This window comes from Enterobacter cloacae complex sp. 342H5 (genome assembly GCF_050030905.1).
Classification (GTDB): Bacteria; Pseudomonadota; Gammaproteobacteria; order Enterobacterales; family Enterobacteriaceae; genus Enterobacter; species Enterobacter intestinihominis.
Window position 1 is genome coordinate 3,663,959 of record NZ_JBLGVB010000001.1, and the last position, 14,408, is coordinate 3,678,366.

15 protein-coding genes and 1 other RNA gene are annotated in these 14,408 nt (G+C 55.5%); 4 read left to right on the forward strand and 12 right to left on the reverse strand.

What is annotated here, in order from left to right; genetic code table 11:
• Positions 1-5: 5 nt before the first annotated feature.
• From ubiH to ACQG03_RS17485, 3 genes are read right to left on the reverse strand one after another with little or no spacing between them, the layout of a single operon-like run.
• Positions 6-1,184 (reverse strand): 2-octaprenyl-6-methoxyphenyl hydroxylase, encoded by a 1,179-nt coding sequence (gene ubiH, locus ACQG03_RS17475; RefSeq protein ID WP_048966711.1) that lies wholly within the window; start codon positions 1,182-1,184, stop codon positions 6-8.
• Positions 1,181-2,494 carry a Xaa-Pro aminopeptidase gene (pepP, locus tag ACQG03_RS17480; RefSeq protein WP_139153956.1) on the reverse strand — a complete coding sequence of 438 codons (1,314 nt, stop codon included), beginning with the start codon at positions 2,492-2,494 and terminating at the stop codon, positions 1,181-1,183. Before pepP ends, ubiH begins: the two co-directional genes overlap by 4 nt.
• 31 nt (positions 2,495-2,525) lie before the next feature.
• Positions 2,526-3,104, reverse strand: coding sequence for a YecA family protein (locus tag ACQG03_RS17485; RefSeq protein ID WP_003860099.1), 579 nt, complete (start codon positions 3,102-3,104; stop codon positions 2,526-2,528).
• 167 nt (positions 3,105-3,271) lie between these two features.
• Between ACQG03_RS17485 and zapA the strand changes: the two genes are divergently transcribed.
• The 3 genes from zapA (at position 3,272) to ACQG03_RS17500 (ending at position 4,447) form a co-directional block, all read left to right on the forward strand.
• Positions 3,272-3,601 (forward strand): cell division protein ZapA, encoded by a 330-nt coding sequence (gene zapA, locus ACQG03_RS17490; protein ID WP_003860096.1) that lies wholly within the window; start codon positions 3,272-3,274, stop codon positions 3,599-3,601.
• A gap of 41 nt (positions 3,602-3,642) precedes the next feature.
• A non-coding RNA gene (ssrS, locus tag ACQG03_RS17495) (6S RNA) lies at positions 3,643-3,826 on the forward strand.
• Positions 3,827-3,850: 24 nt separating this feature from the next.
• Positions 3,851-4,447, forward strand: coding sequence for a 5-formyltetrahydrofolate cyclo-ligase (locus ACQG03_RS17500; RefSeq protein ID WP_022649320.1), 597 nt, complete (start codon positions 3,851-3,853; stop codon positions 4,445-4,447).
• A 34-nt stretch (positions 4,448-4,481) separates the two neighbouring features.
• On the opposite strand, the gene ACQG03_RS17505 is transcribed toward ACQG03_RS17500, so the two are convergent.
• The 3 genes from ACQG03_RS17505 to rpiA form a co-directional block, all read right to left on the reverse strand.
• Positions 4,482-4,961, reverse strand: coding sequence for a hypothetical protein (locus ACQG03_RS17505; protein ID WP_139153955.1), 480 nt, complete (start codon positions 4,959-4,961; stop codon positions 4,482-4,484).
• Between the two features lie 99 nt (positions 4,962-5,060).
• On the reverse strand, positions 5,061-6,293 hold the full coding sequence (serA, locus tag ACQG03_RS17510; protein ID WP_022649321.1) for a phosphoglycerate dehydrogenase: 1,233 nt from the start codon (positions 6,291-6,293) through the stop codon (positions 5,061-5,063).
• Between the two features lie 265 nt (positions 6,294-6,558).
• Positions 6,559-7,218 (reverse strand): ribose-5-phosphate isomerase RpiA, encoded by a 660-nt coding sequence (rpiA, locus tag ACQG03_RS17515; protein ID WP_022649322.1) that lies wholly within the window; start codon positions 7,216-7,218, stop codon positions 6,559-6,561.
• A 127-nt stretch (positions 7,219-7,345) separates the two neighbouring features.
• On the opposite strand from rpiA, the gene argP reads away from it, so the two are divergent.
• Complete coding sequence (gene argP, locus ACQG03_RS17520) at positions 7,346-8,239, forward strand: DNA-binding transcriptional regulator ArgP (protein WP_003860089.1); 894 nt, start codon at positions 7,346-7,348, stop codon at positions 8,237-8,239.
• A 42-nt stretch (positions 8,240-8,281) separates the two neighbouring features.
• Here argP and ACQG03_RS17525 read toward each other — a convergent pair whose 3' ends face one another.
• The 6 genes from ACQG03_RS17525 to epd all read right to left on the reverse strand — a co-directional run bounded on the left by ACQG03_RS17525 (position 8,282) and on the right by epd (position 14,323).
• Positions 8,282-9,004 (reverse strand): oxidative stress defense protein, encoded by a 723-nt coding sequence (locus ACQG03_RS17525; protein ID WP_022649323.1) that lies wholly within the window; start codon positions 9,002-9,004, stop codon positions 8,282-8,284.
• Positions 9,005-9,096: 92 nt separating this feature from the next.
• Positions 9,097-9,732 (reverse strand): arginine exporter ArgO, encoded by a 636-nt coding sequence (gene argO / locus ACQG03_RS17530; RefSeq protein WP_003860085.1) that lies wholly within the window; start codon positions 9,730-9,732, stop codon positions 9,097-9,099.
• Between the two features lie 143 nt (positions 9,733-9,875).
• Positions 9,876-10,730: a small-conductance mechanosensitive channel MscS gene (locus tag ACQG03_RS17535; protein ID WP_022649325.1), complete on the reverse strand. Its 855-nt coding sequence runs from the start codon at positions 10,728-10,730 to the stop codon at positions 9,876-9,878.
• A gap of 188 nt (positions 10,731-10,918) precedes the next feature.
• Positions 10,919-11,998 (reverse strand): class II fructose-bisphosphate aldolase, encoded by a 1,080-nt coding sequence (gene fbaA / locus ACQG03_RS17540; protein ID WP_017692704.1) that lies wholly within the window; start codon positions 11,996-11,998, stop codon positions 10,919-10,921.
• A 92-nt stretch (positions 11,999-12,090) separates the two neighbouring features.
• Positions 12,091-13,254, reverse strand: coding sequence for a phosphoglycerate kinase (pgk, locus tag ACQG03_RS17545; RefSeq protein ID WP_023298554.1), 1,164 nt, complete (start codon positions 13,252-13,254; stop codon positions 12,091-12,093).
• A 49-nt stretch (positions 13,255-13,303) separates the two neighbouring features.
• Positions 13,304-14,323, reverse strand: a complete 1,020-nt coding sequence (epd, locus tag ACQG03_RS17550; RefSeq protein ID WP_063163570.1) for an erythrose-4-phosphate dehydrogenase — start codon at positions 14,321-14,323, stop codon at positions 13,304-13,306.
• Positions 14,324-14,408 lie beyond the last annotated feature (85 nt).

The window sequence follows — 14,408 nt, forward strand, 5'->3', positions numbered from 1 at the left end:
ACTCCTTAACGCGCGACCCAACCCAGGGTCCGCTGCGCCAGCACGTCACGTGCCGGAATGAACAGTTCCATCGCCATCAGCCCAAGGTTGCGACCCGCAACCAGCGGTGCCCAGCGATTGGCAAACAGGTGGACTAAACCGTCGGTAACGCCAATGGTCGCCGCTTTGTCCGCCTGACGTCGTTTCTGGTAATGGCTCAGCACTGAGTATGCGCCACAATCCTGTTGTTCGCTCCACGTCTGCGCCAGTAGCTCAGCCAGGCTCATCACGTCGCGCAGGCCAAGGTTAAAGCCTTGCCCGGCGATGGGGTGCAGCGTCTGCGCGGCGTTGCCGACCAGAGCGACGCGATGGGAGACAGTCTGCGATGCGGTCGTCAGCGCGAGCGGATAGGCCACGCGTTTTCCGGCCTGGGTGATACGCCCAAGCCGCCAGCCGAAGGCTTTTTGCAGCTCGGAACTAAAACGTTCGTCGGACCAGGAGAGAACCTCATCGGCCCGGTCCTGCGCATGGCACCACACCAGCGAGCAGCGCCCGTTCGACATCGGCAGCATGGCCAGCGGGCCGTGCTCCGTGAAGCGCTCAAATGCCCTGCCGTTATGCGTGCCAGCCGTAGAGACGTTAGCGATGACCGCCACCTGCCCATAGGGTTCAGAGCGCAATTCGACGCCGCACTGCGTGGCGATCGCGGAGCGTGAACCATCCGCCGCCACCAGCAGTTCCCCCTCCAGCGTGGTGCCGTTGTCCAGCGTCACGCTGACGGCTTCGTCACGGCGGCTAAAGCTGGCGACGCGCGCCGGACAGTGCAGCGTGACGCCAGGCGCGTCCTGTAAAAGACGAAACAGCCGCAGCCCTACGTCATGCAGCTCGACAACCTGCCCCAGCGCCTCGATCCGGTAATCGTGGGCATCCAGCGTCACAAACCCGGCGTGCCCGCGATCGCTGACGTGAACGGTGCCGATCGCCGTTGCGCAATCCGCTATCGCCTGCCAGATCCCAATACGCGCAAGCTGCTGACAGGTTCCCTGCGCCAGCGCGATAGCGCGGGCGTCGAAACCGGGATGATCGGTCGCCTGCGGCGCGACCGCCTCAACCAGATGCACCGGAAGCTGGCCTTGGGTTAACTGCGAAATAGCCAACGCCAGAGTAGCGCCGGTCATGCCTCCGCCAACGATGATTACGCTCATCCGCGTGCCGCCGCCATCAGCGCCTCGATGTCGTCGGCTTTTTTCACCACGGTCGCGGTCAGGTTTTCGTTACCGGTTTCGGTGATGACGATGTCATCTTCAATACGAATGCCGATCCCGCGGTACTGTTCCGGCACGTCGGCATCCGGCGCGATGTACAGCCCCGGCTCAACGGTCAGCACCATGCCTGGCTCCAGCACGCGCGAACGTTCCGGACCGTATGCCCCCACGTCATGCACATCCAGCCCCAGCCAGTGGCTCAGGCCATGCATAAAGTACGGACGATGGGCGTTTTCGGTTATAAGGGTGTCCACATCGTCTTTCAGAATGCCGAGCTTCACCAGCCCGGTAATCATGATGCGCACCACCTCGCCCGTAACCTCCTGGATGGAGGTGCCCGGGCGGAACAGCGTCAGCGCGGTCTCCAGAGACTCAAGCACGATGTCATAGATTTCACGCTGCGCTGGGGTGAATTTACCGCTCACCGGGAAGGTACGGGTGATATCGCCCGCGTAACCCTGATATTCACAGCCGGCGTCAATCAGCACCAGATCGCCGTCGCGCAGTTCACTTTCGTTTTCGGTGTAGTGCAGAATGCAGCCGTTTTCCCCGCCGCCTACGATGGTGTTATAGGACGGGAAGCGCGCGCCGTGACGGTTAAATTCATGGTGAATTTCCCCTTCAAGCTGGTACTCGAACATACCGGGACGGCACTTTTCCATGGCGCGGGTATGCGCCAGGGCGCTGATTTCGCCCGCGCGGCGCATCACATTCAGCTCTTCTTCAGACTTAAACAGGCGCATCTCGTGCACTACCGGTCTCCAGTCTGTCAGGGTCGCGGGTGCAGACAAATTCTGACGTGAGCCTTTACGCAGCTTATCCAGCGCAGTGAAAACAATCTCATCCGCATAGGCGTATTCACCCTGCGCGTGGTACAGCACGTCCAGGCCGTTGAGCAGTTGATAGAGCTGCTGGTTGATTTCGCTGTAGGCCAGCGCGCGGTCCACGCCCAGTTTTTCCGGCGCCGCCTCCTGACCTAAGCGGCGGCCAAACCAGATTTCCGCGGTCAGATCGCGCACGCGGTTGAAAATCACGCTGTGGTTGTGGGTGTCATTGCTTTTAATCAGCACCAGTACCGCTTCCGGCTCGTTAAACCCGGTGAAGTACCAGAAATCACTGCTCTGGCGATAGGGGTATTCGCTGTCGGCGCTGCGCGTCACTTCCGGCGCGGCGAAAATCAGGGCAGCGCTTCCCGGCTGCATTTTTGCCAGCAGCGCCTGACGACGGCGAGAATACTCTTGACTGGAGATAACCATGACACCCTCCTGTGCGTTATTTTTCTTAGTGTAATGTTGGCTTGCGAACTTCCGGCGCGGTCGGCTGCGAGCGCGTAAAGTTGTCGTGGCACAGCAGAGACGCCACGCGCACGTACTCGATGATCTCTTCGAGAGACATCTCCAGCTCTTCCTGGTCTTCGTCTTCATCGTAGCCGAGCTGGGCGATGTTACGCAGATCGTCGATCGCTTCACCCGCTTCGCCGGTCACTTTATCCAGTTTAGGCTGGGTTACGCCCAGGCCAAGCAGATAGTGGTTTACCCAACCCGCGAGCGCATCAGCGCGATCGAAGACGCTGACATCGTCGCCTTCAGGCAGATAAAGCTGAAAAAGAAAGCCATCGTCTTCCAGGGAATCGCTGGTTGCGGCGTGCATTTTACGCAGCGCTTCCGCCAGTTCGTGGCCAAACGCCAGCCCTTCGTTGGTGAGGTCGTGGATCAGCGGCTGCCATGAGCTGTCGCTGTTTCCGCCGCACAGTATGCCGCTGATCAGACCGTGCATTTCGGCAGGGGTTAGACCGACTCCCTGCTGGTTCAGTAACTGGTTTAAATCCTTGTAACCAGGCATTTCGTTCTGTATAGACATACGCATTCGTCATCAAAGGGAGGATATTCATGATATGCTACCACTTTGGACCCTGGTGATACCAGAAAAGGGCTTGTATCTTCACATCAGGGTAGCTATAGTGTCGCCCCTTCGCAGCCCCCGGGGCAGTAAGCGAAGGCAGCGCAGTCAATCAGCAGGAAGGTGGCATGTCTGCACAACCCGTCGATCTCCAGATTTTTGGCCGTTCACTGCGAGTGAATTGTCCGCCTGAACAAAGGGATGCTTTGAATCAGGCTGCGGACGATTTGAATCAGCGGTTGCAAGATCTAAAAGAACGCACTAGAGTCACAAATACTGAGCAGCTGGTTTTCATCGCCGCGTTGAACATCAGCTATGAACTGACTCAGGAAAAAGCGAAGACCCGCGATTACGCGGCAAGCATGGAGCAGCGCATTAAAATGCTCCAGCAGACCATTGAACAGGCATTGCTTGATCAAGGTCGCAGTCCTGAAAGACCGGGACCAAAGTTTGAATAACACTTCTCAGTTGACTATGGTAGAGTAACTGTGAAGACAAAATTTCTCTGAGATGTTTGCAAGCGGGCCAGTCCCCTGAGCCGATATTTCATACCACAAGAATGTGGCGCTCCATGGTTGGTGAGCATGCTCGGTCCGTCCGAGAAGCCTTAAAACTATGACGACACATTCACCTTGAACCAAGGGTTCAAGGGTTACAGCCTGCGGCGGCATCTCGGAGATTCCCTCTCTCTTCTTCTACCAACTACCATGACTCAATTCCCTGAAGTTTCTGCTTCACGCCAGGATATCCGTCAGCTCATTCGCCAGCGTCGTCGTGCCTTAAGCGCCGAACAACAGGCACAGTTTGCCCAGCAGGCCGCCGCCCGTATGATGGCCTATCCGCCTGTGGTGATGGCAAACACCGTCGCCTTGTTTCTTTCGTTTGATGGTGAGCTGGATACCCAACCGCTTATCGACCAGCTCTGGCGCGCCGGGAAAAAAGTTTATCTGCCGGTGCTGCATCCCTTTAGCCGGGGCAATCTGCTGTTTCTGCACTACCATCCGCACAGCGAGCTGGTGGTGAATCGTCTGAAAATCACCGAACCCAAACTCGACGTGCGCGATGTGCTGCCGCTATCTGAACTGGATGTGCTGATTACGCCGCTGGTGGCGTTTGACGAGCAGGGACAGCGCCTGGGTATGGGCGGTGGTTTTTACGACAGAACGCTACAAAACTGGCAGCAGTACGGATTGCAGCCGGTGGGCTATGCGCATGATTGCCAGGGCGTGGAGGCATTACCCGTAGAGAAATGGGATGTGCCGTTGCCGGCGGTGGTGACGCCCAGTAAAACCTGGACCTGGTAGAACAAAGCCGGGTGGCGGCTACGCCTTACCCGGCCTACATAAATCCTCGAACTTTGTAGGTCGGGTAAGCGTAAGCGCCACCCGACACACAGACCGCACGAACATTGTAGGTCGGGTATGCGTAAGCGCCACCCGACACACAGACCTCACGAACATTGTAGGTCGGGTAAGCGTAAGCGCCACCCGACACACAGACCGCACGAACATTGCAGGTCGGGTATGCGTAAGCGCCACCCGACACACAGACCTCACGAACATTGTAGGTCGGGTAAGCGTAAGCGCCACCCGACACACAGACCGCACGAACATTGAAGGTCGGGTAAGCGTAAGCGCCACCCGATACACAGACCGCACGAACATTGTAGGTCGGGTAAGCGTAAGCGCCACCCGACACACAGACCGCACGAACATTGTAGGTCGGGTAAGCGTAAGCGCCACCCGACACACAGACCGCACGAACATTGTAGGTCGGGTAAGCGTAAGCGCCACCCGACACCACAGACCGCACGAACATTGTAGGTCGGGTAAGCGTGAGCGCCACCCGACACACAGACCGCACGAACATTGTAGGTCGGGTAAGCGTAAGCGCCACCCGACACCACAGACCGCACTATCAGTACAGCAGACGCGCGCGAATCGTCCCCGGAATGGCCTTCATGCTCTGCAATGCTTTCTCAGCAATGTCTTCATCCGCTTCAATATCAATCACCACATAACCCATCTGCGCGTTCGTTTGCAGATACTGCGCGGCAATGTTGACGCCCTGTTCGGCAAAGATCTGGTTGATAGCAGTCAGCACGCCCGGACGGTTTTCGTGAATGTGCAGCAGACGACGCCCGCCGTGTAGCGGCAGAGACACTTCCGGGAAGTTCACCGCAGAGAGCGTTGAACCGTTGTCGGAATATTTGCTCAGCTTGCCCGCCACTTCCAGGCCGATATTCTCCTGCGCTTCCTGAGTAGAACCGCCGATGTGCGGCGTCAGGATCACGTTGTCGAACTCGCACAGTGGAGAGGTGAACGGATCGCTGTTGGTGGCCGGTTCCGTCGGGAACACGTCAATCGCCGCACCCGCCAGATGCTTACGCTTCAGCGCATCGCACAGGGCAGGAATATCGACCACTGTACCGCGCGCGGCGTTGATCAGCAGTGAGCCCGGCTTCATCAGCGCCAGCTCTTCCGCTCCCATCATGTTTTTTGTGGACGCATTTTCCGGCACGTGCAGGCTGACCACGTCACTCATGTTCAGCAGGTCAGAAAGATGCTGCACCTGCGTCGCGTTACCCAGCGGCAGTTTGTTTTCGATATCGTAGAAAAACACGTGCATGCCAAGGGATTCCGCCAGAATACCGAGCTGCGTACCGATGTGGCCGTAACCAATAATCCCGAGTTTTTTACCACGCGCTTCGTAGGAGCCCGCGGCCAGTTTATTCCACACGCCCCGGTGCGCTTTGGCGTTAGCTTCCGGAATACCGCGAAGGAGTAGCAGCAGCTCGCCAATCACCAGCTCCGCCACGGAACGGGTGTTGGAGAACGGGGCGTTAAAAACCGGGATACCGCGTTTTGCGGCGGCATTCAGATCAACCTGATTGGTACCGATACAGAAACAGCCAATCGCCACCAGCTTTTCCGCCGCAGCAATAACGTCTTCAGTCAGTTGGGTACGGGATCGCAGGCCAATGAAATGGGCATCACGGATGGACGCTTTCAGCTCTTCAGTATCCAGCGCGCCTTTGTGAAATTCGATGTTGGTGTAACCTGCAGCGCGAAGGCTATCGAGCGCTTTCTGGTGCACGCCTTCAACCAGCAGGAATTTAATCTTGTCTTTCTCCAGTGATACCTTTGCCATTTACCCGACCCTGTTTTTATCTGAACTGATGTTGTGCTGGATATAAATCCCGTGCAGCCAACATATCAAAAAAAACTATTGCAGCAATATGAACGTTTGCGTCGGCACTCTGAAGAAAAGTCATACAGAGCAAAATGACAGAGGAAAATGCTATGGAAATTTACAAACGCGGAAGGATCGGCAAAAGAGGCGGAAAAACGTGACACAAGTCACCGAATTTAGCTTTTCAAAATTTTTTAGCGGGGGGAGCGCTCCCCCCGTCAGATCATTTTACGATGGTTTTTACACCGTCAGCCGTGCCGATCAGCGCCACATCCGCGCCACGGTTGGCAAATAACCCTACGGTCACGACGCCCGGAATGCCGTTGATCGCATTTTCCAGCGCAATGGCATCGAGGATCTCAAGGCCGTGAACGTCGAGGATCACGTTGCCGTTGTCGGTCACCACACCCTGACGGTATTCCGGACGACCACCCAGCTTCACCAGTTGACGTGCCACGGCACTGCGCGCCATCGGGATCACTTCGACCGGCAGCGGGAAACTCCCCAGAATGTCGACCTGCTTGGAGGCGTCCGCGATGCAGATGAACTTATCCGCCACGGAGGCAATGATTTTTTCGCGGGTCAGCGCCGCGCCACCGCCTTTGATCATCTGCATGTGGCCGTTGATTTCATCCGCGCCATCAACGTAAATGCCCAGACGGTCCACTTCGTTGAGGTCGAAAACAGTGATGCCGAGGCTTTTCAGCTTTTCCGTGGAAGCATCGGAGCTCGAAACCGCGCCCTCGATTTGCCCCTTCATCGTGCCCAGCGCATCGATAAAGTGCGCCGCCGTCGATCCCGTACCAACACCGACAATGGTACCCGGCTGTACGTACTGGAGAGCGGCCCATCCTACTGCTTTTTTCAGTTCATCCTGCGTCATGATCGTTTTGCCTGTGGTGTGAAAACTCAGGGCGCATTATAGAACACGTCGAATGGATTTCGTCTGCCACGAAGGGAAAATTGTGTCATAGTGCAGATTAAGCAAAATTAAGGAGTCAGCCAGAGCAATGAAACGTCCGGACTACAGAACACTACAGGCACTTGATGCAGTTATTCGTGAACGCGGTTTTGAGCGCGCGGCGCAAAAGCTGTGTATCACCCAGTCCGCCGTATCACAGCGTATCAAACAGCTTGAAAACATGTTCGGGCAGCCGCTGCTGGTGCGTACCGTACCGCCGCGTCCAACGGAGCAAGGACAAAAGCTCCTCGCCCTGCTACGTCAGGTTGAACTGCTGGAAGATGAGTGGCTGGGCGATGAACAGACCGGCTCCACGCCGCTGCTGCTGTCGCTGGCGGTGAACGCCGACAGTCTGGCAACCTGGCTGCTGCCGGCCCTTGCGCCGGTGCTGGCCGACTCCCCTATCCGCCTGAATCTCCAGGTTGAAGATGAAACCCGCACCCAGGAACGTCTGCGTCGCGGCGAAGTGGTTGGTGCCGTCAGTATTCAGCCTCAGGCGCTGCCAAGCTGTCTGGTGGATCAGTTGGGCGCGCTGGATTACCTCTTCGTCGGTTCAAAAGCCTTTGCCGAGCGCTATTTCCCGAACGGTGTGACCCGCGCCGCGCTGCTGAAAGCGCCTGCCGTCGCGTTCGACCATCTGGACGATATGCATCAGGCCTTCCTGCAGCAAAACTTCGATCTGCCGCCGGGCAGCGTGCCGTGTCATATCGTTAACTCGTCCGAAGCCTTCGTGCAGCTTGCACGTCAGGGAACCACCTGCTGCATGATCCCGCATCTGCAGATTGAGAAAGAGTTGAAAAGCGGTGAGCTGATTGATTTAACTCCGGGGCTGTATCAGCGCCGGATGTTGTACTGGCACCGTTTTGCGCCTGAAAGCCGCATGATGCGCAACGTCACCGACGCGCTGCTGGCGTTTGGGCATAAGGTGTTAAGACAGGATTGAAAAACAAGCCGGGTGGCGGCTTCGCCTTACCCGGCCTACGGGTTACTGAGCTGGCTTTTCAGTCGGCTCCAGCTGGAACACCACATCAACCTGATCGTCGAACTGAATGGTTGGCTGCTCGTAGGTTTCCTGAGCAGAAACCGGCGCGGCGTCCGCTTTCATCATCCGCACCATCGGGCTTGGCTGGTAGTTTGAAACGTGGTAACGCACGCTGTAAACCGGACCGAGCTTGCTCTTGAAGCCGGATGCCAGCTGCTGTGCCTGATGAATGGCATCATCAATCGCCGCTTTACGCGCTTCGTCTTTATACTTCTCCGGTTGCGCAACGCCCAGCGAGACGGAACGAATTTCGTTCAGCCCTGCCTTCAGCGCACCATCCAGCAATCCGTTGAGCTTATCAAGCTGGCGCACGGTCACTTCTACAGTACGCACGGCGCGATAGCCTTTCAGGATGCTTTTGCCGTTCTGGTAATCGTAATCCGGTTGAGTACGCAGGTTCGCAGAGCTGATGTCTTTTTTCGCGACACCGTTCTGTTCCAGGAAAGAGAGGTATTGCGCAACACGATCGTCTGCCTGTTTCTTGGCGGAAGCAGCATCTTTCGCCGCCACGTTCACTTCAATTGCCAGGGTTGCAACATCCGGTACCGCATCCACGCTTGCCGTACCTGAAGTGACAATGTGCGGGCCATTTGGCAGTTCATTCGCCTGCACCGACACCGCACCTAAACTTACTAATGCCGCCAGGGCCATCACCTTAAACTTCACTGTCATTCCTCCATGTTGCGAAGAGTGCCCTGTTAACAGGGCTCATGCCAGCAAGCTTAGCGGGTCTTGTTCAGATGTCCATAAGACAACGCTTAGTTGAACAATCCCTGTACGTGATGAATGCCCTCTTTCGCCAGCTGGAAGGCAATAAACCACATCACCAGCCCCACCAGGGTATTGATAATGCGCTGCGCTTTGGCGGTACGCAGTCGTGGTGCCAGCCATGCCGCCAGGATCGCAAGACCAAAGAACCAGAGGAAGGAGGCGCTGACCGTACCGAGCGCAAACCAGCGTTTGGGCTCAACGTCCAGCTGTCCACCCAGGCTGCCGAGCACCACGAACGTATCAAGATAAACGTGCGGGTTAAGCCATGTCACGGCGAGCATGGTGACGATAATCTTCCAGCGCCCTTGCTTCATCACTTCGGCGCTCGCCAGCTCAAGATTGCTGCTCATGGCCGTTTTCAGGGCGCCAAACCCGTACCACAGCAGAAACGCTACGCCGCCCCAGGTAACCAGTGCCAGCAGCCACGGCGACTGCATCAACAGGGCGCTGCCGCCAAAAATCCCGGCGCAAATCAACAGCAGATCGCTCACCGCGCACAGCAAGGCAATCATCAGATGGTACTGACGGCGGATGCCCTGATTCATCACGAACGCATTTTGTGGACCAAGGGGAAGGATCATGGCCGCACCTAACGCAAGCCCTTGAAAATAGTAAGATAACATAACGTAATTCTCGCAGAGTTGTCCTGGGGTAGACTATACTGCGGGAACGACATTAGAGGAAATGGATAATATTAATTGGGGATTAGCGAGGCTAATAAAAGAAAAGCCCGGTGTCGCTGATGCTTACCGGGCCTACGGAGACGTTACTCTGCTTCTTTGACTTTTTTGACGTTTACGTCCATCTGCGGGTACGGGAAGCTGATGCCGTTAGCATCGAAGTCACGCTTAATGCGCTCCAGCACATCCCAGTAAACGTTTTGCAGATCGCTGCTTTTGCTCCAGATGCGCACCACAAAATTAATGGATGATGCGCCCAGTTCATTCAGACGAACGGTCTGCTCGCGGTCCTTCAGAATACGGTCATCTGAAGCAATGATGTTGGTAATCAGAGACTTCACCTGATCGATATCGGAATCGTACGCCACGCTGATGATCAGCTCGTTACGACGCACCGGCTCGCGGGAGAAGTTAATGATATTGCCGGCAATGATTTTCCCGTTCGGTACCACCACAATACGACCGTCGACAGTACGCAGAGTGGTAGAGAAAATCTGTACCTGCAACACGGTACCCGCGATCCCGCCTAAATCCACGTATTCACCGGAACGGAACGGACGGAAGGTTACCAGCAGTACGCCCGCCGCCAGGTTCGACAGCGAACCCTGTAATGCCAGACCAATGGCCAGACCGGCAGCACCGAGCACAGCGATGACGGATGCCGTCTGCACGCCGACACGCCCCAGCGCCGCAATCAGCGTAAAGGCGATGATGCCGTAACGCACCAGCGCGGAGAGGAAATCGGCGACCGTGGCGTCAATGTGACGTGCAACCATCACCCGGTTGACCGCATTCGATACGATACGCGCCACGATCATCCCGACAATGATGATGGCAATAGCGGCAACAATATTCACAGCGTAGCTCAGCAGTAGCGCCTGGTTGCGCACCAGCCAGTTACCCGCGTGATTGATGCTGTCTACAACATCAAGTTGTTCCATTTATTCTTCCTTTTGCTAAACCAAAACACAAAATCTATCCCTTAAGGGGACAGGCAGGTCAGTAAAGGGTAAACAAAAAGAGCGGGTAATGCCAAACAGATCACAAAATCAGGTATTGCAGGATATTGAAAAAGCATAAAAAAAGGCCCGCATTTGCGGGCCTTCTGATGTGCTGTCAGCAGTACAAATTACAGAACGTCAACCGCGTTCAGTTCTTTGAAAGCCTGCTCCAGACGAGTAATCATAGAAGTCTGGGCAGCGCGCAGCCATACGCGTGGATCGTAGTATTTCTTGTTCGGCTGGTCTTCGCCTTTCGGGTTGCCCAGCTGACCTTGCAGGTAAGCTTCGTTGGTTTTGTAGTATTGCAGGATACCGTCCCAGGTTGCCCACTGGGTGTCGGTATCGATGTTCATTTTCACTACGCCGTAGCTTACGGAATCTTTGATTTCCTGAGCAGAAGAACCGGAACCGCCGTGGAAGACGAAGTTCAGGCTGTTGTGCGGCAGGTTGTGTTTCTTAGACACATATTCCTGAGAATCACGCAGGATGGTCGGGGTCAGAACCACGTTACCTGGCTTGTACACGCCGTGCACGTTTCCGAAGGATGCTGCGATGGTGAAGCGTGGGCTGATTTTGCTCAGCTCGGTGTAAGCGTAATCAACGTCTTCTGGCTGAGTGTACAGAGCAGAAGCGTCCATGTGGCTGTTGTCCACACCGTCTTCTTCACCGCCGGTGCAACCCAGTTCGATTTCCAGGGTCATGCCCATTTTGGACATACGCGCCAGGTACTTAGAGCAGATCTCGATGTTTTCTTCCAGAGACTCTTCGGACAGGTCGATCATGTGAGAAGAGAACAGTGGCTTACCGGTTGCTGCGAAGTGTTTTTCACCTGCGTCCAGCAGACCGTCGATCCATGGCAGCAGTTTTTTCGCGCAGTGGTCAGTGTGCAGGATAACCGGAACACCGTAGTGCTCAGCCATCTGGTGAACATGATGTGCGCCAGAGATAGCACCCAGGATAGCAGCGCCCTGAGGAACGTCAGTTTTCACGCCTTTACCTGCGATAAACGCAGCGCCGCCGTTAGAGAACTGAACGATAACCGGTGCTTTAACTTTTGCAGCGGTTTCCAGTACGGCGTTGATGGAGTCGGTACCTACGCAGTTAACTGCTGGCAGAGCGAAGTTGTTTTCTTTAGCTACCTGGAACACTTTCTGTACGTCATCACCAGTGATAACGCCAGGTTTTACGAAATCAAAAATTTTAGACATGTTGCTTAGTCCTGTATCTTCGGCCGTTAGAAAAGGTGCGAGCTCTGATAAGCGCGCTGAAAATTGGGCAGGTTTCCCTGCCCCTGAATGGCTTACTTCTTAGCGCGCTCTTCGAGCATTGCTACTGCTGGCAGGACTTTGCCTTCCACGAATTCGAGGAATGCGCCGCCACCAGTGGAGATGTAGGAGATCTTGTCAGCGATACCGAACAGGTCGATAGCTGCCAGGGTGTCACCACCGCCTGCGATAGAGAACGCTTCGCTGTCTGCGATAGCGTTAGCCACGATTTCAGTCCCTTTGCGGAAGTTCGGGAATTCGAACACGCCGACAGGACCGTTCCACAGGATAGTTTTTGCGTTTTTCAGGATTTCAGCCAGTTTCTGTGCAGAAACGTCGCCCAGGTCCAGAATCTGCTCTTCATCTTTGATGTCATTAACAGATTTAAGGGTTGCGGTAGCAGTTTCGGAGAACTCGGTCGCCACGCGAACGTCAGTTGGAACCGGGATATCACAGGTGCTCAGCAGACGTTTGGCTTCGTCAACCAGATCCGCTTCGTAAAGGGATTTACCCACGTTGTGGCCTTGCGCAGCAACGAAGGTGTTCGCGATACCACCGCCAACGATCAGCTGGTCAGCAATTTTGGACAGAGAATCCAGAACGGTCAGTTTGGTAGAAACTTTAGAACCACCAACGATAGCGACCATAGGACGAGCAGGTTCTTTCAGTGCTTTACCCAGCGCTTCCAGTTCGTCAGCCAGCAGTGGACCTGCACAGGCGACGTCTGCGAATTTACCGATACCGTGGGTAGAAGCCTGCGCACGGTGAGCCGTACCGAATGCATCCATCACGAATACGTCGCACAGCGCAGCGTATTTTTTGGACAGGGTTTCGTCGTCTTTCTTTTCGCCTTTGTTGAAGCGAACGTTTTCCAGAACAACCAGCTCACCTTCAGCAACTTCCACGCCGTCCAGGTAATCTTTCACCAGGCGAACCGGGTTGGACAGTTTGTCTTTCAGGTAATTAACAACCGGCAGCAGAGAGAACTCTTCGTTGTACTCGCCTTCAGTTGGACGGCCCAGGTGGGAGGTGACCATCACTTTAGCGCCCTGCTTCAGAGCCAGTTCAATGGTTGGCAGAGATGCACGGATACGCGCGTCGCTGGTCACTTTGCCATCTTTAACCGGTACGTTCAGATCGGCACGGATGAAAACGCGTTTACCTGCCAGATCCAGATCGGTCATCTTAATTACAGACATGGTGAATCCTCTCGTTGATTCTTAAAGTTTTGCAAGCGCAAGGTGCGCTCTACCTGAAACCTTTTGCGGCCATGGCTAACGTGGTGTCGAGCATTCGGTTAGCAAAGCCCCATTCGTTATCACACCAGACCAGCGTCTTGATGAGGTGCGCACCACTGACTCGCGTCTGCGTGCCATCCACGATGGCGCTGTGCGGGTCGTGGTTAAAATCTACTGAGACCAACGGTAATTCCGTATAGTCAACTATACCATGAAATGCTCCCTGTGCCGCTTTTTGCAGCAACAGGTTGACTTCACAGGCTTTTACCGGTTTTTTCACCGTCACGCTAAGATCGATTGCGGTGACGTTTATCGTCGGGACGCGCACGGCAATCGCTTCGAAACGGTCGTTAAACTGCGGGAAAATACGCGTGATCCCGGCAGCCAGTTTCGTATCCACCGGAATGATGGACTGGCTCGCCGCGCGAGTGCGTCGTAAATCCGGATGGTAGGCGTCGATAACCTGCTGATCGTGCATGGCGGAGTGAATCGTGGTCACGGTACCGGATTCAATGCCATACGCATCGTCTAACAGTTTAATGACCGGAATAATGCAGTTGGTGGTGCAGGAGGCGTTGGAGACAATGCGGTGTTCAGCCTGCAGCTCGTGCTGGTTGACACCAAACACGACGGTGGCGTCGAGGTCGTGACTGCCGGGATGGGAGAACAGCACTTTTTTCGCGCCAGCATTCAGATGCGCTTCGCCATGTTCACGGTTACCGTACACGCCGGTACAGTCCAGCACCACATCCACACCCAATTCGCGCCAGGGCAGCTCTTTAATACTGTTCTCATGCAGCACGCGGATGGCATCGTCACCGACGAACAGCTGTTCCCTTTCCTGGCGAACGTCCCAGGCAAAGCGACCGTGGCTGGTGTCATATTTCAACAAATGCGCCATGCCCGCAGCATCCGCCAGTTCATTGATTGCCACCACGGTGATTTCCGCACGACGCCCGGATTCATATAAAGCACGAACCACGTTGCGCCCGATGCGACCGAAGCCATTAATCGCTACGCGTACGGTCATAGATCTCCTGCAAAGCTATCCCTGAGTTTGAGGTGGCTGAAAGAGTAATCCAGCGACGCCCGAAGGGGAATCCTTGCTGTCACAA